Origin of the sequence: Paenibacillus taihuensis, from assembly GCF_003386535.1 — a bacterium.
In the GTDB taxonomy this organism is placed as follows: domain Bacteria; phylum Bacillota; class Bacilli; order Paenibacillales; family Paenibacillaceae; genus Paenibacillus_Z; species Paenibacillus_Z taihuensis.
The window spans coordinates 62,162-81,171 of sequence record NZ_QTTN01000008.1 but is presented as its reverse complement, the minus strand read 5'-3'; the positions used below and the strand labels follow the sequence as shown (position 1 = coordinate 81,171).

Annotated in this window: 18 protein-coding genes; 9 read left to right on the top strand and 9 right to left on the bottom strand. The window is 52.4% G+C overall.

Going from position 1 to position 19,010, the window contains the following annotated elements; genetic code table 11:
- Nucleotides 1–2 precede the first annotated feature (2 nt).
- On the bottom strand, nucleotides 3–869 hold the full coding sequence (locus A8990_RS09005) for a class I SAM-dependent methyltransferase (RefSeq protein ID WP_116188686.1): 867 nt from the start codon (nucleotides 867–869) through the stop codon (nucleotides 3–5).
- On the bottom strand, nucleotides 856–1,584 hold the full coding sequence (locus tag A8990_RS09000; RefSeq protein ID WP_116188685.1) for a response regulator transcription factor: 729 nt from the start codon (nucleotides 1,582–1,584) through the stop codon (nucleotides 856–858). Before A8990_RS09000 ends, A8990_RS09005 begins: the two co-directional genes overlap by 14 nt.
- A gap of 50 nt (nucleotides 1,585–1,634) precedes the next feature.
- On the opposite strand from A8990_RS09000, the gene A8990_RS08995 reads away from it, so the two are divergent.
- Nucleotides 1,635–3,770, top strand: coding sequence for a sensor histidine kinase (locus tag A8990_RS08995; protein ID WP_116188684.1), 2,136 nt, complete (start codon nucleotides 1,635–1,637; stop codon nucleotides 3,768–3,770).
- On the opposite strand, the gene A8990_RS08990 is transcribed toward A8990_RS08995, so the two are convergent.
- Entirely contained in the window at nucleotides 3,767–4,099 is a 333-nt protein-coding gene (locus A8990_RS08990) for a helix-turn-helix domain-containing protein (protein ID WP_342772810.1), read from the bottom strand. The genes A8990_RS08995 and A8990_RS08990 overlap by 4 nt on opposite strands.
- Before the next feature lie 203 nt (nucleotides 4,100–4,302).
- Between A8990_RS08990 and A8990_RS08985 the strand changes: the two genes are divergently transcribed.
- Nucleotides 4,303–5,565, top strand: coding sequence for an MDR family MFS transporter (locus A8990_RS08985; protein ID WP_116188682.1), 1,263 nt, complete (start codon nucleotides 4,303–4,305; stop codon nucleotides 5,563–5,565).
- Between the two features lie 46 nt (nucleotides 5,566–5,611).
- On the opposite strand, the gene A8990_RS08980 is transcribed toward A8990_RS08985, so the two are convergent.
- Nucleotides 5,612–6,307 carry a protein-glutamine gamma-glutamyltransferase gene (locus tag A8990_RS08980; RefSeq protein WP_116188681.1) on the bottom strand — a complete coding sequence of 232 codons (696 nt, stop codon included), beginning with the start codon at nucleotides 6,305–6,307 and terminating at the stop codon, nucleotides 5,612–5,614.
- A gap of 123 nt (nucleotides 6,308–6,430) precedes the next feature.
- Here A8990_RS08980 and A8990_RS08975 point away from each other — a divergent pair, with 123 nt between their 5' ends.
- Nucleotides 6,431–7,606, top strand: coding sequence for a hypothetical protein (locus A8990_RS08975; RefSeq protein WP_116188680.1), 1,176 nt, complete (start codon nucleotides 6,431–6,433; stop codon nucleotides 7,604–7,606).
- 142 nt (nucleotides 7,607–7,748) lie between these two features.
- Here the strand turns inward: A8990_RS08975 and A8990_RS08970 are convergent, their stop codons facing one another.
- Complete coding sequence (locus A8990_RS08970; RefSeq protein WP_181909480.1) at nucleotides 7,749–9,641, bottom strand: terpene cyclase/mutase family protein; 1,893 nt, start codon at nucleotides 9,639–9,641, stop codon at nucleotides 7,749–7,751.
- A 241-nt stretch (nucleotides 9,642–9,882) separates the two neighbouring features.
- Between A8990_RS08970 and A8990_RS08965 the strand changes: the two genes are divergently transcribed.
- The 4 genes from A8990_RS08965 to A8990_RS08950 all read left to right on the top strand — a co-directional run bounded on the left by A8990_RS08965 (nucleotide 9,883) and on the right by A8990_RS08950 (nucleotide 15,147).
- A complete protein-coding gene (locus A8990_RS08965; protein ID WP_116188801.1) occupies nucleotides 9,883–10,968 on the top strand; it encodes a FecCD family ABC transporter permease in 1,086 nt (361 codons plus the stop codon).
- Nucleotides 10,969–10,971: 3 nt separating this feature from the next.
- The gene (locus A8990_RS08960) at nucleotides 10,972–11,994 is read left to right on the top strand and encodes a FecCD family ABC transporter permease (RefSeq protein ID WP_116188679.1); all 1,023 of its coding nucleotides are present in this window, start codon (nucleotides 10,972–10,974) and stop codon (nucleotides 11,992–11,994) included.
- Nucleotides 11,995–12,017: 23 nt separating this feature from the next.
- On the top strand, nucleotides 12,018–13,736 hold the full coding sequence (locus A8990_RS08955) for an ABC transporter ATP-binding protein (RefSeq protein WP_116188678.1): 1,719 nt from the start codon (nucleotides 12,018–12,020) through the stop codon (nucleotides 13,734–13,736).
- Between the two features lie 169 nt (nucleotides 13,737–13,905).
- Nucleotides 13,906–15,147, top strand: coding sequence for an aminopeptidase (locus A8990_RS08950; protein WP_116188677.1), 1,242 nt, complete (start codon nucleotides 13,906–13,908; stop codon nucleotides 15,145–15,147).
- 41 nt (nucleotides 15,148–15,188) lie between these two features.
- Here A8990_RS08950 and A8990_RS08945 read toward each other — a convergent pair whose 3' ends face one another.
- From A8990_RS08945 to A8990_RS08930, 4 genes are all read right to left on the bottom strand, one after another.
- The gene (locus A8990_RS08945; RefSeq protein ID WP_116188676.1) at nucleotides 15,189–15,722 is read right to left on the bottom strand and encodes a GNAT family N-acetyltransferase; all 534 of its coding nucleotides are present in this window, start codon (nucleotides 15,720–15,722) and stop codon (nucleotides 15,189–15,191) included.
- A 69-nt stretch (nucleotides 15,723–15,791) separates the two neighbouring features.
- Complete coding sequence (locus tag A8990_RS08940) at nucleotides 15,792–16,424, bottom strand: hypothetical protein (protein ID WP_116188675.1); 633 nt, start codon at nucleotides 16,422–16,424, stop codon at nucleotides 15,792–15,794.
- 12 nt (nucleotides 16,425–16,436) lie between these two features.
- Nucleotides 16,437–16,853 carry a permease prefix domain 1-containing protein gene (locus tag A8990_RS08935; protein WP_116188674.1) on the bottom strand — a complete coding sequence of 139 codons (417 nt, stop codon included), beginning with the start codon at nucleotides 16,851–16,853 and terminating at the stop codon, nucleotides 16,437–16,439.
- A gap of 1 nt (nucleotide 16,854) precedes the next feature.
- A complete protein-coding gene (locus A8990_RS08930; protein ID WP_116188673.1) occupies nucleotides 16,855–17,181 on the bottom strand; it encodes a PadR family transcriptional regulator in 327 nt (108 codons plus the stop codon).
- Nucleotides 17,182–17,446: 265 nt separating this feature from the next.
- Between A8990_RS08930 and A8990_RS08925 the strand changes: the two genes are divergently transcribed.
- Entirely contained in the window at nucleotides 17,447–18,097 is a 651-nt protein-coding gene (locus tag A8990_RS08925; protein WP_116188672.1) for a peroxiredoxin-like family protein, read from the top strand.
- 34 nt (nucleotides 18,098–18,131) lie between these two features.
- Nucleotides 18,132–18,803: an NAD(P)H-dependent oxidoreductase gene (locus A8990_RS08920; protein WP_116188671.1), complete on the top strand. Its 672-nt coding sequence runs from the start codon at nucleotides 18,132–18,134 to the stop codon at nucleotides 18,801–18,803.
- Nucleotides 18,804–19,010 lie beyond the last annotated feature (207 nt).

Here is a 19,010-nt window from a genome sequence, read left to right as displayed (position 1 = left end):
TCTTACTTGCCCTCCCAGCGACCAAGAATACCGCATGGCAGTGTAAGTCCGGATGCCGTAATCGGAAGCCCGATCTCTCCGCAATGAATCGATCCATTATACTTACGGCCGACCGTCATGTGCAGCATGTTGTGCAGCACAGTCGGAGAGATGCCGGTTGTATAAGAGTTGATCAGTACGAACAGCGGGTTCTCCGACAAAATGTTCGTACAGAAATCAAGGAACGGGAACAAGTTCTGCTCCAGCTTCCACATCTCGCCGTTCGGTCCGCGTCCATAAGACGGCGGGTCCATAATGATTGCATCATACTTGTTGCCGCGGCGCTCTTCACGTTGAACGAATTTGAACACATCATCCGTGATATAGCGGATTGGAGCGGATGCAAGGCCGGACAGCTCAGCGTTTTCTTTTGCCCACTGAACCATACCTTTCGCCGCATCGACATGACAGACTTCTGCGCCAGCAGCTGCAGCAGCAACCGTTGCGCCGCCCGTGTAAGCGAACAGGTTCAGAACACGTATCGGACGTCCCGCATTCCGGATCTTGTCCATCATCCACGTCCAGTTGACCGCCTGTTCAGGGAATAAGCCGGTATGCTTGAAGCTCGTCGGCTTAATGTGGAACTTCAGCTCGCCATAAGTGATGGTCCACCGCTCCGGCATTTTCGTGCGGAACTCCCATTCGCCGCCGCCTGAGGAGCTGCGGTGATAGTGGCCGTCAGCCGTCTTCCATTGGCCGGTCTCATTCTCAATCGGCCAAATGGTCTGCGGGTCCGGTCTGCGAAGCACGAAACGGCCCCAACGTTCTAATTTCTCGCCGCCCCCGGTATCGAGAAGCTCATAGTCTTTCCATAAATCAGCGTTGTACATGAAGATTTCCTTCCTTGACGTTAAATTTGTAGCCTACACCTCGTACAGTAACGATGTAAGTCGGGTTAGCTGGATCGGGCTCGATTTTTTTGCGAAGATTGCTGATATGTACCATCAGCGTGCGCGTATCGCCCATACTGTCATGACCCCAAACGATCGTATAGAGGTCGTCCAGTGCAAAAGCGCGGTTTGGCGTTCTAGCGAGACGAACGAGCAGCTCGAACTCCTTCGCGGACAGAAACACTTCCTTATCCCGCACATGGACCGTTCTTGCTGGCATATCGATCACTAATCCGTCGAACCTAAGTATCTCGCCAGTAAGACGTTCAACGGAACGCTGCTCATTAACGGACTGGCGACGCAGATGTGCCTTAACGCGCGCGACGAGCTGGCTTGGGCTGAACGGCTTCGTCATATAATCGTCGCCGCCTACCGTAAGACCATGTATAATGTCAGTATCGTCGCTCTTACAGCTGATAAACAATATGGGAACGTTGGAAACGGTACGAATTTGCTTGCAAACCTCGTAGCCGTCCCAATTTTTGAGCGAAATATCGAGCAGGATCATGTCTGGAGATATCGATTCCGCCATGTTGACGGCATCCTCACCGTTGTCTGTTGTATGTACTGCGTATCCTTCGCGTTCCATATAAAGCGTAATTAGCTCGGTAATGTCTGCTTCATCGTCTACAACTAATATTTTGCTCCCACTCATCTTCGTTTCTTCCCCCTCTTCCTAGGCTATTATAACGAAAGGAGACAGGGGTGGGCAATCCGCGTTTCCAGGAGGTTAGCACAATTCGGCGTTATTTATCTTATTTTCTGCTACTAATGATTACAGTTATGCTGCTAACGGGCTGCTCGGTTAAGAGCGAGGAGCTGCAGCCGACAGCGAAGCAGGGGGTCATGGACCTGCGAAATTGGCAATTTGAGAAGAACGGACAGATCGAACTCTCCGGAAAATGGTCCTTCTATGCAAGCAAGCTGCTGCAGCCCGGCGATCCAGCGCTGGAGCAGCAAGCGGCAACGGCGCTAGTGCCGCGGTCATGGAACAGCTATCGGAATGTGCCGGGCATCGATGAGGGTCAGGGCTATGCAACGTACAAGCTGACTGCGCTCATCAAGCCGACGGATCATGTGCTTGCGATGCGTCTGCCGAATATATTCAGCAGCTATAAGCTATGGGTGAATGGGAAGGAGCTGCTGGAGCTTGGGCATGTCGGCACAAGCCGGGACAGCTCGAGAGCGGAGCAGTTTCCGAAAATCGTTTCGTTCAGCACGGATTCGGACAAGCTCGAGATTGTCATACAAGTGTCGAACTTCCAGCATCGCAAAGGCGGGATCTGGGTACCGATTCAGCTCGGAGACAGCGATTCGATCGTGGATGCGCAGATGAAAACGACCGCCAAGGAAATGATTATCCTCGGCAGCCTCATCATTATCGGCGTCTATCATATCGGCCTGTATGCGTTTCGGAGACAGGAGCAGTTTACGATGCATTTTGGCCTGCTCTGTTTGTTCGTTGCCGCTAGGGCAAGCGTAACAGGAGAGAACTTCCTGCTGCGGTTATTTCCGCTCTCATGGGAAGCGGGCCTCAAGATTGAATACATATCATTCGCGCTTAGCGCGGTTACGGGCTTCCTCTACGTGTATCGGTTGTTCCCGCTGGACGCTTCCAGACGAGTCATTCATTTTGTGACGGGAATCGGCTTGTCGCTATGCGTATTCGTGCTCGCAACTCCTGCAATCATATTCTCGAAGCAGCTGGCCTTGTTCCAGCTCTTCGTCGTCGGAGTGGCTGTCTATTCGCTGGCCGTACTCATTACGGCGCGCTTGCACCGAAGAATCGGATCCGCTTTCGTCCTCACCGGGCTTGCCGTCTTCGTCGTTACCGTCTTGAACGACATGCTGTTCTTCAACGAGTGGCTTGTCTACGCACAGCTGGTGCCGCTCGGCCTCTTCTTCTTCATGCTGATGCAATCGTTCATCATTTCAAGGCGTTTCTCGAACGCGATGTTCCAGGTGGAGCATGTATCGGTTGAGCTGCGAGAGCTGAACGCGCACTTGGAGGAGCGGATCATAGAGCGTACGGTCGCGCTGAGCGAGGCGAATGAAACGCTGGCGCATACGAATCGGGAGCTGCAGCGGTCGGAGACGTCGCGGCGCCATCTCATGACGAACATTTCGCATGATTTACGAACGCCTATTACGCTGCTGCAAGGGTATCTGGAAGCTTTTCAGGATGGCGTCGTTCAGACGGAGGAGCAGCAGCAGCGATACATACGGATGATGCTCGGCAAGGTTGGCGGGCTCAATCGGCTCATTCGCGATCTATTCGAGCTGACGAAGCTGGAGGCGGGGCAGACGCGGTTTGATTTTGCGAAGGTGCCGCTTGGGCAATGGATTCAACAGCTGCATGACATGTATGAGATCGATGTAATTAGCAGCGGGTTGCGGTTCAGCTGCGACTTCCACAGCGTCAACTCCACGGAGGAAGGCCACGCGCATGAGAAAGAACAGCAGAACCGCATTCTGCTAAGTCTGGACCTGGCGAGAATCGACCAAGTGATGGCGAACGTCGTGTACAATGCGATTAAGCATACGCCGAGGGGCGGCGAAATTACGCTCTCGTTCTTCTTCGAAGAGCACACCAGCCGGGTCATCGTAACGGTAAGCGATACAGGCAGCGGCATCGAGGAAGAGCATCTGCCTTATATATTCGACCGATTCTACAAGAAAGACGTGTCGCGGAATTCCGCAGATGGCGGAAGCGGGCTAGGACTCGCGATTGCCAAAGAAATAGTGGAGGCGCACGAAGGTGCGATAGGTGCGGTCAGTACGGTGGATAAGGGGACGATGATTTGGTTCATGCTCCCGGCAGAAGTTCGGAAGGCGGTTTAGTCGACTTGTTTGATGGCGGCCATCATCCGATCAATGGATGCTCTGCGTTTGTCCTGATCCATACTGCTCAAGAGCCGGATAATCTCTATCGTCTCAGGCGTCAGCGTAGCTGATTCCCGCTTCGATTGCTCTCCGCCAATAATATAGTCGAGCGAAACGCCGAACAGAGTGGCAAGCTTCATCAATGTCTCATAAACAGGCTGTCTATTGTTAATCTCATAATGGCTATAGGCGGAGCGGGTAATGCCGATCTGCCTTGCCACCTCTTCTTGCGAGTAATGGCCGCGCAGCCGCAGCTCTCGTAATCGATCTCCCATCGTCATCATCATAATCTCCTTACCACGTGTTTCGTTCGTATTTTTGATACAAAATGTCCTATTGTGTATTTTATGATACAAATTGTATCAAGTCAAGCGGAATTTGAAATGAGGGTGGATTTTTTATGCAATCCTCGCTAAAATAGGGATAACATAAATAATTTGAAACTTGGTTTCATCTTATGAAACTACAACGAGAGGGGAGCTGGATTATCATGATCGCCAATTTATTGAACCGCAGCAAACAGTTCGCGCAAGATTACCATCCTATCGTACATTCCTTGTTAGTCGGTACGATATTGGCACGCGCAGCTTCCTCGATGAGCTTACCGTTTCTTGCCATCTATCTAACCAAGCATACCGAGCTCGGCGCGGGCATGATCGGCCTCATTATTGGGGCAGGCTCACTCGCGGCGACCGTAGGCGGGTTCGTTGGCGGCGCACTGTCAGATCAGTTCGGACGCCGTAAAATAATGCTCGCGGCACTATTCGGCTGGACCGTTGTGTTTCTCGGCTTCGCTCTCTCGAAGAGTGCTGCGCTGTTCTTCGTGTTCAGCTTGTTGAATGGCCTGTGCCGGTCGTTCTATGAACCGGTTTCGCAGGCACTTATGGCCGACCTGACTCCGAAAGAACGTCGAATGAGCGTATTTTCATTGCGATACTTAGCCATCAACATTGGGGTATCGGTGGGGCCTTTGCTCGGCGCGCTGTTTGCTGCAATGGGCAGTACGCTGCCTTTTATCATCACGAGTGCAATCTATTTCATCTACTTATGCAGCCTGTATAGCCTGCTTAATCGGTTCGGCATTAAGCAAATCGAAGGGGAGCAGAAAGCAGGCAGCAGTTTCTCGATGGCATGGGAAGCGGTCAAACGTGATTACGTGCTCCGCTATTATCTGATCGGCGGCATAGTGACTGCCATCGGCTATTCTCAAATGACGGTCACGTTGTCGCAATTCGTGGAAAATAAATTCGCTGAAGGCGTTACTCTCTTCGCGGTCATGATGAGCGTGAATGCAATTACGGTCGTCGCCTTGCAAATTCCGGTCAGCAGGTGGATGGAGAAGTTCTCAGTGATCGGTGCGCTAACATTGGGCGTCTCCTTATATGCACTCGGCAATGTCGGCTTTGCTTTTTCAGTAGGCTGGATTTCGTTTATCGTATCGATGATCGTTTTTACACTGGGAGAAATCATTACGTATCCAGCAGGAAGCATGCTTGTTGACGGGATCGCTCCTGAAGGAATGCGAGGTTCTTATTACGGCGCCCAATCCTTCAGTAATCTGGGACATTTCATAGGTCCTTGGATAGGCGGGATTCTGCTTAGCCGGTTTAGTGGATCGGTACTGTTCACGACCATGGCATTCGTGGCGATGAGTGCGATCTTGTTCTATCGAGCTGGTGAACACGCCAGATTATCGGCAGCTGCCAAATCAGCGGTGCTCCAAGCGATTCGAAAAGATAAAGCCATTAGTTAAAGTGTGAAGGCCAGGCGGAGCATGAGCTCTGCCTGGCCTTCTTCTGTCACCGCATAATATATCGCCGTACGCCAATGCTCGCACTTACGGAACCAGGCGTAACCTTCATCGGCACTAACCTGATGTCAGAGGGCGCGTATTTGGATAACGAGTAGAAATTCGGATAGATGAACTGGTCCTCCAGATAGGCCGATTCCGTCGCTCCCTGCGCGCGGTGCTTGTTGAGCGCGGCTATGATGCCTTCGCTGTCGTCCATCCCGATCCCATGCCCGAAATATCGATCGTCGCCCATCTTGATCACGTTCTCGCCTTGCCAGATCCGTTCATCCGGATCGACCTCAGGGTTCTTGAAATAGAGGACATCGCCAGGCTTCGAATAAGAGCTTGGGGCATCTTCTCTTGTTAAGCCCAGGTTGTTGTCAAACTGCCACGAGTGCAGATATAGCTTCGGGAACAACGGATTGAATTTGTCATCGCCGAGTGTTTCCAGTACGGCTTTATATTCAATAATCATGACCGCTGTCGCGCACTCAAAACCATATTTCTTCCCGTTCGAGAAGATATCGCGGATGGCATCCGCCGCTGTGACGTCGCGCTTCAACTCGAAGCCGCCCTCGCTTGTTAAATTCCAATAATTCTTATTGCAATACGAGTTCCGAAACGATGCGAAGCCCACATCGCTGTCATGCATGTTTCTGGCCGCAACCAAAATATTCGACCGTAATACCGGTTCGAAGTTCATCTCATTCCCACCTTCCTTAAGCAGTTCATATGCCTATGCCATTGTATGGGCAAAGGATAATGCTTGTGCATTTAGCAAACGCTGTAAAGGTTGATACATGCGTAGAAATGGTGGAGGAATAACATGCATAAAGTAGGGTACATCTTGCAGGTTGTCTGTGTTCTCTTGCTCGGCTCCGTGCTCGGTGGCCAACAGGTTGCGTCGGAGGATGTAGGGGCAAAGCTGCGCGTGGCGGCTACCCCTGAATCCGTTCGAGCATCAGAGCTGGCCATCGGGAGCGATGAAGCCATCGTCAAAATGTTGAATAGCGGCGTTCGAGTCAGAGTCTATTCGATACCTGTTACAGATACATTCATCACATTGCGAAAAGGGAGCGAGTTGCTGTCGTTTCCGGTTGATCGTTACGGAATGGTGTACGACGCGAGCACGGATGAGAAGGTGATTCTGCGCGAGCAAGATCGTTGGCTGCTGCTCCAGCGGGTCCGCGAGCTCCGGCAGTCCTACTATGGCAAGCTGCTGACATGGGACGAGGCAGAAGTTTATGTCCCGAGAATGGCGAGCTTCGCGCTTACCGATCTTGATACCGGCATGACCTTCAACGTGCAGCGCCGCGCCGGAAGCAGCCACGCGGATGTCCAGCCGCTGACGCGCGAGGATACGGAAATTATGAAGCGTATCTACAATGGCAGATGGAGCTGGAAGCGCAAAGCGGTTCTCGTGCGGGCAGACGGCATGGTACTTGCAGCATCGATGCACGGCAAGCCGCATGGCGGAGACGGGATTCCGGATAATGATTTTCCCGGCCACTTCTGTGTTCATTTTCTCGGCAGTACAACGCATAAAACCCAAAGTGTCGATCCGGAGCATCAGCTGATGGTGTTCAAAGCTGCCGGAAAGCTGCCGGAGTATGTTGGTGCAATGAACCCCGACAAGATTGTCGCCACCTTCTTCAAAACATTCAATTTGAGGGAAACCCAAGCGGCGAGAATGCTGTTCGATGACCCTTTTAATGATAAGCTCGATCGGCTGCTTGCTAATGTGGAACGCATTGCTGCAACGGAGCAGCGAAGGGAGATCGCAGCGAGCGCTGTAGAAGACGAGCTCGCCCTCGATCTCTCGCAGAATGTGAACATGCTTGCTGTGAACAAGAAGGTGCTGAAGCTGAAGCTTAAGCTGCTGTTCGTCAGAGAGTCACCGGCAGAGCCGTGGAAGATTGAATCGATAGCAGCGATAGACGGTAAGGGCAGAGATGTGCTTGAGGAGATCGATGATGCAAATGATGCGAGAGAAGGCAAGTAGGTTGGTGCAGAGACAGGCGAAAATATATCAGAGCAGAGCAGAGCAGAGCAGGTCAGGTCAAAGCTAGTCAAAGCTAGTCAAAGCTAGTCAAAGCTAGTCAAAGCTAGTCAAAGCTAGTCAAAGCTGGTCAAAGCTAGTTGGATTATCCGCCGTATTTGCTGCGATAGTGTGCCAGCGCGAGCAGCGGCCAGACGAGCGGATAACTCTCATAAGCCGTATACATATAGCCCGGCAGCGCACCGCCATTCGGGTAGCGCACCGCTAGTGATAGCTGCTGCTGATGCTCGGTAGGCAGCTCTCGCAGCAAATAAGCGCATGCGCGATCTATCGCATCGGTCGGCGCGTCATGCACCGCGATGAGGGCATCTAGCGCCCATGCGGTTTGCACCAGCGTGGAAGCGGGCAGGGGAACGTACCGCTTCTTGGTGTCGCTGTCACAGGATTCGCCGAAGCCGCCATCTTCGTGCTGGATGCTGTGCAGCCAATTGACCGCCCGGCGGATTTGCGGATGCTGCGGCGATTCACTCACCGCTGCGAGGCCGGTTAGCGCGGCCCATGTGCCATAGATGTAGCAGACGCCCCAACGACCATACCAGGAGCCATCAGGTTCTTGATAGCTGTACAGCCAATTTGCGGCACGGCGGATGAACCGGTGCTCGGTCGTCAGTCTGGCGTAACGGCCGAGATATTCCAGCGTCCTGCCGGTCAAGTCCGGCGTGGACGGATCGGTTGCCGCGTCATCGGCACCTTCGAGCGGCACCCAGCTGATCAGCTTGCTGTTCGTGTTCCGTTCGAACGCCGCCCAGCCGCCGTCACTGTTCTGCATCGCGAGCAGCCATTGAAGCCCTCTCTCACGCGCAGCGGCAGCGTCCTCAGGCAAGGCATGAATCGCCCGCAGAGCAGCGGTGGTGTCGTCATTATCGGGATTTATCGTATTGAATTCCGAGAAGCCCCAGCCGCCATGCTCCGGCTCCGCGACACCGAGCTGCCAGTCGCCGAGCTTCTGATGCTGCCGCGAGAGCAGGTACTGTCCAGCCCGGGAGATAGCCGGATGAGCCGCGGATAGTCCGGCTGCTTGCAGTGCATGGCTGATGAGCGCGGTGTCCCAGACGGCGGATGTGACATTTTGAAGCGTGGTCACTCTATTATGCTGCGACCAGTCTGAAGTGAGGTAGGATTCCAGCCCTTGAATCGCTCTGGCGATGAGAGGGTGATCTGCTTTAAACCCTAGTGCTCGGAGCGCATGAACCATCAGAATAGTTGCTGTCGCATAGCTGTACAGCGTACCGTCTGCTTCAATCCGCTCTTGCATGAAGGAGACAGCGCGATCGGTCGCCTGTTGATTCAGCTGAAGGCGATCTCCATCAAGCCGCCGAAGGCTGTAGTGGAAATGACGCTGCCAACTGCCTTGCTGCACCCTGACTTCCTCATCCGCACTCCGCTCGGTCTGGAGCGGAACGATCGAAGGCAATGTGAACGAAGGCTTACGGTCGCCGAGTATAAGCATCGGTGCCATGTGGACGCGTGCGTAACCGGAAAATCTGAAAAAGTGAATCGGAGCCGACTTCGGCAGCAGCATCAGTGTCAGCGGAACGGGAAACCAGCGCGGCCAGCGGTATTGTCCGACAGTGGCGAGCAGAAACTTCGTTAACAAGCTGTCGATGCGGGATAAGCCGCCAAGCTCAAGCAGCGCGGCGCGTGCTCGCTTCATAAGCGGTTCGTTCGGCGATTTGCCTGCGAACTGAAGGGCAAAATAGCCCTCGGCCGTAGCCGCTGCATTCCCCGATGCTTCGTTCGGGTAGATGCGCCATGCGCCGTCCGCGCCTTGCATCGATTCAATACGCTCCCGTAGTGCCGCGATCAGCTTAGGCTTCGGTACTTGCATGCTCTGCAGCAGCATAATGGCCGCTGTATCTGTGGACGTTCCGGCATCGACGAAGCCAAGCCGCCAGCTGCCATCGAGTTGTTGCCTTGGGAGTAAACGATTGACGAGCAGATTGATGCCCGCTTGGACCTGATTGAGCTCTAGCTGCACAGCGGCACCTCCTTCCCAGGCTGCATAAGCCGCTCGTTGGAACGGGATCTACGGCCCAGAATCCTTCGGGTATAAGTCTATGACGCTAACGGTTTCGTTCATTCGTTTATAGGGGAGAGATGGGGACAAAAAAGTACAATTCGCTCCATCTTGCAAGGAAAAGAGGAAAAGATGCGCGTAATGGATGGACAACTTCACTGGAACTCTTTATTATGAAAATAATTCTCAATTGAAGTCTGACATGTGTCCAGAGGTACATAAGCAAAGGTGGTTTATCATTGTGCAGTCTCATCCATTCTCCCAATCGGGGCAGTCGGCCGAATCGATTCAATCTCGTCCGATTGCCGCCGTTATCCTCCTAATCGGCGGGAGCGTGCTGCTCGTGCTGAGCGCTGCGCTGTCCATCGCCGTCGGTGCGGCAGACATTTCACTCGCCACGGTGTGGGAATCGATCGTCCATTTTAATCCGGATCTGACCTCTCATCAGGTCATTCATCAGCTGCGCATCCCGCGCGTAATTGCTGGAGCGCTTACAGGCGCTGCTTTCGCTACAGCAGGCGCGCTCATGCAAGGGATGACGCGCAATCCGATTGCAGATTCGGGTTTGCTTGGCATTAATGCAGGCTCAGGCTTGTTGTTGGCGATTTGCTTCGCATTCTTCCCAGGCATGTCGTTCGTTCATTTACTATTCTTCTCGTTCATCGGAGCTGCTCTAGCCGCGGGTATCGTGTTCGGCGCCGGTTCGATGGTGAAGGGCGGATTGACGCCGGTTCGCCTTGTGCTCGCAGGTGCAGCGGTATCTGCGCTCATGCTAGCGATCAGCGAAGCGATTGCGATTCACTACAATGTAGGCCAAGAACTCGCGTTCTGGTATGCAGGCGGCATGCAGGGCGTCCAGTGGGCCCAGGTGAAAATAATTGCGCCGTGGATCCTTGGCAGTATCGCGATTGCGATCCTGATCTCTCGCTCAATTACACTGCTTAGCCTCGGCGAAGATATCGCAACAGGACTTGGTCAACGGACGGGGCTGGTCAAGGCAGTAGGGGCATTGCTCATTCTTATTCTAGCCGGCGCATCGGTATCGATTGTCGGAGCGGTAGGCTTCGTCGGCTTGATCATCCCGCATGTATCACGCTACCTTGTTGGCGTTGACTATCGCTGGATTATTCCATGTTCTGCAGTACTCGGCTCGCTCCTTGTCGTGCTCGCTGATATCGGCGCAAGGATGTTCAATCCGTTCGCAGAGACGCCGCTTGGCGCACTCATCGCCGTGATCGGTGTTCCTTTCTTCCTCTACCTCGCTATGAACGAGAGGAGGGAGCTGTAAATCATGTCATCATCTATTGCTGAATCAGTGGAATCTGCCCGCCGTAAACGGGCATTCTCCGTAATGACAATATTGTTCGCTCTTATTGTAATCGTCTTTATCATTAGCATGGATACCGGCGAGTTGAAGCTGACGCCGCATGAGGTGCTGAACACCTTATTGGGTAAAGGCGATGCCAAGCAAGAGCTTATCCTGTTTCAGTTCAGGCTGCCTCGCATGGTCATGTCGCTGCTGGTTGGCGCAGCTTTTGCAGTGTCGGGCTGCATCCTGCAAGGGGTTACTCGCAACGTGCTCGCAGAGCCGGGTATTCTCGGCATTAACGCAGGCGCAGGGCTAGTCGTTGTGCTGTTCATCAGCGTCGTGCCTGTCAGCGGCACGATCTTCCTCCTGCCGCTGCTGGCATTGCTTGGCGCGGGCGGTACAGCCGCGCTTATCTTCTCGCTCTCGTACCGGCGCAATCACGGCATCTCCACGATCCGCATGCTGCTCGTCGGCATTGCAGTGGCGGCAGGGATCTCGGCCACGATGCTCGTGCTGACGCTCCGCCTCAATCCGGAGCAGTTCAAGTTCGTGCAGGTCTGGCTCGCCGGCAGCATTTGGGGCACCGATTGGCGCTTCGTGCTCGCGCTTGTGCCGTGGCTCGTCGTGCTGCTGCCGCTCGTATTCGTCAAAGCGCGCGTGCTCGACGTCATGAACCTCGGCGATTTGACTGCACGAGGGCTTGGCGCCGCGTTAAGCCGCGAGCGACTCATCATGTACGCCTCTGCCGTGGGACTCGCAGGAGCGGCAGTTGCCGTTGGCGGCGCGATCGGCTTCGTCGGCTTGATTGGCCCGCATGTCGCGAGAAGGCTCGTCGGCCCGCAGCATCCATACTTGCTGCCGGCTTCAGCACTTGCCGGCGCGCTGCTGCTGATCATCTCCGACACGTTCGCGCGATTGTACAACATCCCGACGGGGATCGTCGTCGCGGTGCTGGGCGCACCATATTTTCTCTATCTGCTTATGCGGACGAAAGGCCAAAATTAATCTTCGAGGGAGGATTTACGATCATGCTCGCAAGATTCTTTTCCTACTACCAGCCGTACAAGAAGCTGTTCTACCTGGATTTCTTCTGCGCGATCTTCGCAGGCTTTCTAGAGCTCGGCTATCCGCTGGCGGTCAACCAATTTGTCGATAAGCTGCTGCCGGGCAAAGATTGGTCGCTTATCGCATGGGCGTGCGCAGGCCTATTGCTTGTGTACGTACTCATCGCGCTGCTTAACTATATCGTTACATACTGGGGTCACATGCTCGGCATCAACATCGAGACCGATATGCGGCGCAAGCTGTTCGAACATATTCAGAAGCTCTCATTCCGCTTCTTCGACAACAACAAGACCGGCCATCTCATGTCGCGGCTGACGAACGACTTGATGGAAATCGGCGAAATGGCGCATCACGGACCAGAGGACTTGTTCATTGCTGTGATGACGCTCATCGGCTCTTTTGGACTTATGCTCTATATCAATTGGAAGCTTGCTGTGCTTACGTTCGTCGTCGTTCCGTTTATGATCTATATCGCGATTTTCTTCAGTCGCCAGATGACCAAAGCGTTCCACCAGCTGTTCTCCGATATTGCTGATTTCAATGCCCGCGTCGAAGACAACGTGGGCGGAATGCGCGTCGTTCAAGCGTTCGCTAACGAGCCGTTCGAGCAGGCGCAATTCCAAGTGAGCAACGGCAAGTTCCGGTTAACGAAGCTGCTCTCCTACAAAATCATGGCGTTCAACTCTTCCATCAACTATATGTTGAAACGTCTCGTTACTTTGTTCGCGATGGTGTGCGGTACTTGGTTCGTCATTCGCGGCGAGCTGACATACGGGGAGTTCATCGGCTTCCTGCTCCTCGCGAACGTGTTCATCGGTCCGATCGAGAAGATCAACGCCGTTATCGAGAGCTATCCGAAAGGCATTGCCGGGTTCAAACGGTACATCGAGCTGCTTGATACAGATCCTGAAGTGGCGGACCGTCCGAATGCGCGCGAGGTGAGCAAGCTGCAAGGAAATATCCAATTCCGCGATGTTTCCTTCGGTTATGAGAACGAAGCAAGCGTGCTGGAGCATATCAATCTGTCGATCCGCGCAGGGGAGACAGTGGCGTTCGTCGGTCCATCCGGCGCAGGCAAAACAACGCTGTGCAGCTTGCTCCCTCGCTTCTATGATGTTGTCGGCGGCAGCATTACGGTAGATGGCGCCGACGTTCGAGACATGACATTGGCTTCGCTTCGCAAGAACATCGGTATCGTGCAGCAGGATGTGTTCTTGTTCTCGGGGACGATCCGCGAGAATATCAAGTATGGCAAAATGGACGCAACGGACGAGGAACTCATGGAAGCGGCGCGAAGAGCGCAGCTGGAGGCATTCATCTCGTCACTGCCGGAGGGTCTTGATACGATCGTCGGCGAGCGGGGCGTGAAGCTGTCCGGCGGTCAGAAGCAGCGGGTTGCCATCGCGCGCATGTTCCTCAAGAACCCGCCGATCCTCATTCTAGACGAGGCGACTTCGGCGCTAGACACAGAGACAGAGTCGGCGATTCAGCAGTCGCTTGCAGAGCTGTCGCAGGGGCGTACGACGCTCGTTATCGCGCATCGGCTCGCGACAATCAAGAACGCGGACCGCATCGTTGTGGTAACCGAAGACGGAGTGTCGGAGCAAGGACGGCACGAAGAGCTGCTTGCCGCAGGCGGACACTACAGCAGGCTGCACTACGCACAGTTCCAGCATGCATAAATGATTTTAATTGAAGCGAGTAGGAGGCTTGTCTACTGCCAGATGCTAATAGCTGACGGGCGGAGGCAAGCGACCTTTCTCGCTTTTTTTGCATCTGGATGGAACTCGCTGGTATAATATTTTGCTGGAAGCCGTTTCAAGTAACCGCAATTAAAAGGAGCGATACATAATGAACTCATTCGGGCATCGATTAGAACAATATGCGGCGCTGGCCGTAGAAGTAGGCGTTAACATCCAGCCAGGTCAGAAGCTGTGCATCATGACCCAAGTAGAGGCGGCGCCATTCGTGCGTCTCGTCGTCAAACATGCGTATGAGGTTGGAGCAAGCTACGTTCATGTGGAGTGGACGGACGAACAGATCGTTCGCACACGCCTGGAGAAATCGCCGGATGAAGGTCTTACTTTCTATCCGGAGTGGATCGTTGACGGTCGCGTGAAGCTGGCGGAAGAAGGAGCGGCGTTCCTGTGGATTACAGCCGACAATCCTGATCTGCTGAACGGGATCGACGCATCGCGTATCTCTGCCGTGACGAAACCGGCGCAGACTGCGCTTCAGCCATTCCGCAAATATACGCTCAGCAATGATTGTGCTTGGTCGATCGTAGCGGTACCGACACCGGAGTGGGCGGCGAAAGTATTCCCAGACCTGGCGTCATCAGGCGAGCAAGTTGGAGCACTGTGGGAAGCGATCTTCGCAGCAACTCGTGTGGATGCAGACCATCCAATCGCATCTTGGCGAGAACATGCGGAAGGTCTCCACAGTAAGGCTGAACGTCTGAATGAGCGCAGATACAAGGAGCTTCGTTACCGCTCCGCTGCTTCGGGCACAGACGTGACGATCGGCTTGCCGGACGGTCATATCTGGGTCAGCGCAGGCGCGAAGAATAAGCAAGGCAGCGTGTTTATTCCGAACATGCCGACGGAGGAAGTATTCACTTCGCCGCACAAAGACACCATTAACGGCACGGTGTACAGCAGCAAGCCGCTCAGCTACAACGGCAATCTGATCGATAAATTCTCGATCACGTTCACGAATGGCCGCATCACAGCGTACCAAGCAGAGCAAGGCTACGATGCCCTCAAAGGGCTGGTCGAGACCGATGAAGGCTCGCACTTCCTTGGCGAAATCGCGCTTGTTCCATTCCACTCGCCAATCTCCGATACGAACTTGACATTCTACAACACGTTGTTCGACGAGAATGCGGCTTGCCACTTGGCAATTGGCTTTGCCTTCCCGTTCTGCATCGAGGGCGGCAATGGCCAGAGCAAGGAAGAGCTGGCTGGGCGCGGACTCAACAACAGCTTGACGCATGTCGATTTCATGATTGGCAACGCAGATCTCGATATTGACGGCGTACGCCAGGACGGTTCCGTTGAACCGGTGTTCCGCGGCGGCAACTGGGCGTTCTAAAATCACAAGGACCGAGAGCTTAGCTCTCGGTCCTTGTTTTCTTATACATATTTCTCGTACAAGCAGAAGCCGCTTGGCGAGGTGCCTTTAAACTCGTAGCCCATCCCGCTGTAGAACTTGTTCAGCGACTCGTTGTCCGCAATGCAGTCGAGGCGGATACGGTCTTTGCCTGGGAAGGAGATGCCTTGCTCCGTCCATCGAATGATGTCAGCGCCGAGTCCCGTTCCGGCATATTCGCGGCTAATCGCGAGTCGGTGCAGGTAAACGATTGATTCATGTCCGTCTGGGCCCCACAGACCGTGATCCCACTCGCCAGGCACTTGCATGAGCAGCACGATGCCTGCGAGCGTGTCGCCGTCCTTGAACATGAAGAGCTCGCCTTTCTCGATATGGCCAGTCACATTATGATGGTCATTGCCATGCAGCAGGCCGCTCCATTGCGTAGATCCTTTGCTTTGCAGCCAACGAGCTATGGAGACGAGCAGGTTCATGATATCATCTGAATCGGATGGTTGAGCTTGTACGACGCGAATGCGGTCGTTTAGGTACTCTTGTTTCATAGTGAATGCTAACATAGATGAGCTCTCCGTTTAGTTGAATTATAGTTAAGACAGCTCTATTGTAGCATTCAGGGCAGGATTCTCTCAAACCGGCGGGCGTTTGACGTAGAAATGCATGCTAAGCGGCCACCAAATGACGGCGAAGATCGGATAGATCGCCCAGATCTCATCCGGAGTCGAAAGCGCGTTCACCGTGATGAACAGTGCGCTGGTGAGCAGGGAGGCGCAAAGCGAGAAATCGAACCATCTGCGTGAGCGTGTGAAATAGAGCGACATTGGCCACCACAGTACAGCGTACGCGACGAAAATAATCCAAGGATACTCCGGCGAGAAGAGCACGTTGAGTAAGCCATAGGATCCGATGATGAGGATGCTTCCGATAATCGCCATGCCAAGCGTTGCTGCGTAACGGCCGGCGTACATAATGATCGGCCACCAGATAATTGCGATCGAAGGGTATAAGAACCAAGGATGGCTTGAGCCGTGAGCGATATTTTCCCAGATGAGATATAGAATAAGGAGCAGCGTCGTTACGACGGAGTACAGCTTAATTCGTCCCGTACTAGCAAAATACATCGCCAGCGGCCACTGGATGAGCGCGAAGGCAGGGTGAACGAACCATAAGTAATCCGGAGATGTGATCAGGTTCACGATGATAAAGAATACGATCGTCATAAGGCTGCCAGACACTGCGAAGCCTGCGCGGTATCTATTCATATCGCCGCCTCCTCATTTCCAGCCGAGCCACTTGTAGAACATCACAAGCGGCCACCATAAGACGGCGAAGGTAGGGTACACGAACCAAATCGTGTCAGGCGAGTAGTAAAAGTTGATGAAGATGAAGAAGGCGATAATAAGGCAGCTGCCCCAGATCGAGAAGCCTAAATGCAAGCCGAAGCGCTTGCGTACATCCTTCGCTGAGATGCCGCTGCCGTTATTGACGCCAAGCTCCAGCTTAATATCGGAGATATCCCCGAATTCGACGATCGCTTTGTTCGTCGCGTCTTCTTCGCTTTTTCCAGTACGCATGAGGTCGAACACTTTCTCTTCGAGATTTTGCGTAATTTCCTCTTGAATCGCTTGCTTCTGCTCGCTGTCCGGAATATCGCGGAACCATTCCTCAACATGTGTTCTAATCTTCTTCATCCTATAATCCCTCCATGAAAATATTGACGATCTCTTTAATTTCGTTCCATTCCTCAACCGTTTCTTTCAAATACGCGCGTCCAAGCTTCGTGATCTTGTAGTAGCGTCGCTTACTGCCATGCGATACATCGCCCATATACGACTCGATCAGCTCTTTGCGCTCCAGCCGCTGAAAGACGGCATACAGCGTAGCTTCCTTAATTTGGAATCGATCATCCGTCCGCTCGCTGATTTCCTTGGAGATCTCGTAGCCATAGCGGTCTTGTTCGTAAATGAGCCGCAGGATGATCGCATCGAGATGTCCGCGAATGATGTCACTTCGAATCATGCAAGGTCCTCCTGAAAATCATAATCCTATGTCTCTTGTGTGCGACCATGAGTACTCTGTTACATAGTGCTCTATCTGACATAGCTCTATCTGATGGAGTAAATTTAACACAGATTACTCTACGTGTCAAAGCAATCATGAGATTTCACTTAAAAGTCTAAAGGAAGGAGGAAGGAAGGGGGGAACTGTAATCTACTTCACAGAACTCCTCTTAAATTTGAATTTATAATCAGGTTACAAATTCGATATTGGAGGAATCAGGACGATGAGTAACCAAAAATTAACCGAACAGCTGGTAGCAGCCACACAACAATTTAAAGCCAACGCACCAATTGAAGCACAAATGAAAATCGGTCAAATGTTTGATGATCTTCAGAAATCAGGGATCGCTTCTGGGAAACAAACAGGCGAAAAGGCAGTGAACTTTAAATTAACAAATGCACTAGGCGGGGATGTGATTTTATTTGAAGAGCTCCAGAAAGGGCCGATTGTGCTGACTTTTTATCGAGGTGGTTGGTGTCCATTTTGCAATATGCAATTAAATGCTTATCAGCAGATATTGCCGGAAATCCGAGCAATGGGAGCGCAGCTTATAGCGATCAGTCCGCAAAAGCCGGATCATTCGTTATCGCTTCAGGAAAAGGAAGGATTGGAATTTCAAGTTCTTAGCGATCCGGATGGATTGGTAACAGCTCAGTACAATCTGCTCTTCGATGTTCCGGAGGATGTAAGGGAACTAATGGAAGGCATCGGAGTTGATCTTTCAGAGTACAACAATACCTCGCAATGGGTTTTACCAGTTCCGGTTACTTTCATAATTGATGAGAGCGCCATTATTCGCTCTTCCTATGTAAATCCGAATTTTATGCAGCGTCAAAGCCCTGAGAAGATTTTGCGAGATCTAAAAAAGCTGTAACGATTTTAAAAATAGAAAGGAAGAATGATTTCAAATGACAGGAACGGAAAGTAAAAAACAAGAAATTCTAAAAGCTTACCAGCTCAGACATGCTTGCAAGGCATTTGATACCAACGAAAAAATTTCGGATGAAGATTTTCATTTTATTTTGGAGGCAGGAAGATTATCTCCAAGTTCATTTGGCTTTGAGCCGTGGAAGTTCGTCGTGATTCAGAATGAAACTCTTCGCGAAAAATTAATACCTGTATCTGGAGGTGCCAAGGGACAACTGCCGACTGCCAGCCATTTTGTAGTTATATTGGCCAGAAGAGAAGAAGGTTTACGGATTGGCTCAGATCACGTGAACAAAATGTTTAAACACATTCATCATATGCCTGAAGAAATTGTGCAAGATTGGTCCGATTTCTACAATTCCTTCGTCGAAACGGAACTCGAAGATAATGACCGCCTCATTTTTGAGTGGTCAATCAGACAAACCTACATCGCATTGGGAAACATGATGACAGCTGCGGCTCAAATCGGTATTGATTCTTGCCCGATCGAAGGGTTTGATAAGAAGCAGGTGACCGCTATTTTACAAAATGAAGGTATCATTAACGGCGACGATTTCGGAGTAGCTTGTATGGTCGCTTTCGGATATCGTCAAAAGGATCCCAAACGTCCACAAACTAGACAACCCCTCGATGAGATTGTTGAGTGGAGATAATTGCATTAGAATCTGTGCTGAAACAAGGAGGAGAGATAACACATCTCTCCTCCTCTTTTTGACTTGGGATTACTACCATCACAATTTCAACAAATTTATCTTGTATGCTATATCATGCTCAGGTGTCTAGGTTAGCGATTCCTAATAGAAGCATAGCGGGTTTCTGCAAACGCGCAGTAGGAAAGGAAAATTGTTCTGTAAATTATA

Bases quoted from the DNA above. Each gene is read 5' to 3' on its own strand.
- A8990_RS08975 (WP_116188680.1), top strand. From the start codon at position 6,431: ATGCATAAAGTAGGGTACATCTTGCAGGTTGTCTGTGTTCTCTTGCTC.
- A8990_RS09000 (WP_116188685.1), bottom strand. From the start codon at position 1,584: ATGAGTGGGAGCAAAATATTAGTTGTAGACGATGAAGCAGACATTACC.
- A8990_RS08990 (WP_342772810.1), bottom strand. From the start codon at position 4,099: ATGATGATGACGATGGGAGATCGATTACGAGAGCTGCGGCTGCGCGGC.
- A8990_RS08930 (WP_116188673.1), bottom strand. From the start codon at position 17,181: ATGATTCGAAGTGACATCATTCGCGGACATCTCGATGCGATCATCCTG.
- A8990_RS08965 (WP_116188801.1), top strand. From the start codon at position 9,883: ATGTGTCCAGAGGTACATAAGCAAAGGTGGTTTATCATTGTGCAGTCT.
- A8990_RS08940 (WP_116188675.1), bottom strand. From the start codon at position 16,424: ATGAATAGATACCGCGCAGGCTTCGCAGTGTCTGGCAGCCTTATGACG.
- A8990_RS08955 (WP_116188678.1), top strand. From the start codon at position 12,018: ATGCTCGCAAGATTCTTTTCCTACTACCAGCCGTACAAGAAGCTGTTC.
- A8990_RS08925 (WP_116188672.1), top strand. From the start codon at position 17,447: ATGAGTAACCAAAAATTAACCGAACAGCTGGTAGCAGCCACACAACAA.
- A8990_RS09005 (WP_116188686.1), bottom strand. From the start codon at position 869: ATGTACAACGCTGATTTATGGAAAGACTATGAGCTTCTCGATACCGGG.
- A8990_RS08960 (WP_116188679.1), top strand. From the start codon at position 10,972: ATGTCATCATCTATTGCTGAATCAGTGGAATCTGCCCGCCGTAAACGG.
- A8990_RS08985 (WP_116188682.1), top strand. From the start codon at position 4,303: ATGATCGCCAATTTATTGAACCGCAGCAAACAGTTCGCGCAAGATTAC.
- A8990_RS08920 (WP_116188671.1), top strand. From the start codon at position 18,132: ATGACAGGAACGGAAAGTAAAAAACAAGAAATTCTAAAAGCTTACCAG.
- A8990_RS08950 (WP_116188677.1), top strand. From the start codon at position 13,906: ATGAACTCATTCGGGCATCGATTAGAACAATATGCGGCGCTGGCCGTA.
- A8990_RS08935 (WP_116188674.1), bottom strand. From the start codon at position 16,853: ATGAAGAAGATTAGAACACATGTTGAGGAATGGTTCCGCGATATTCCG.
- A8990_RS08980 (WP_116188681.1), bottom strand. From the start codon at position 6,307: ATGAACTTCGAACCGGTATTACGGTCGAATATTTTGGTTGCGGCCAGA.
- A8990_RS08945 (WP_116188676.1), bottom strand. From the start codon at position 15,722: ATGTTAGCATTCACTATGAAACAAGAGTACCTAAACGACCGCATTCGC.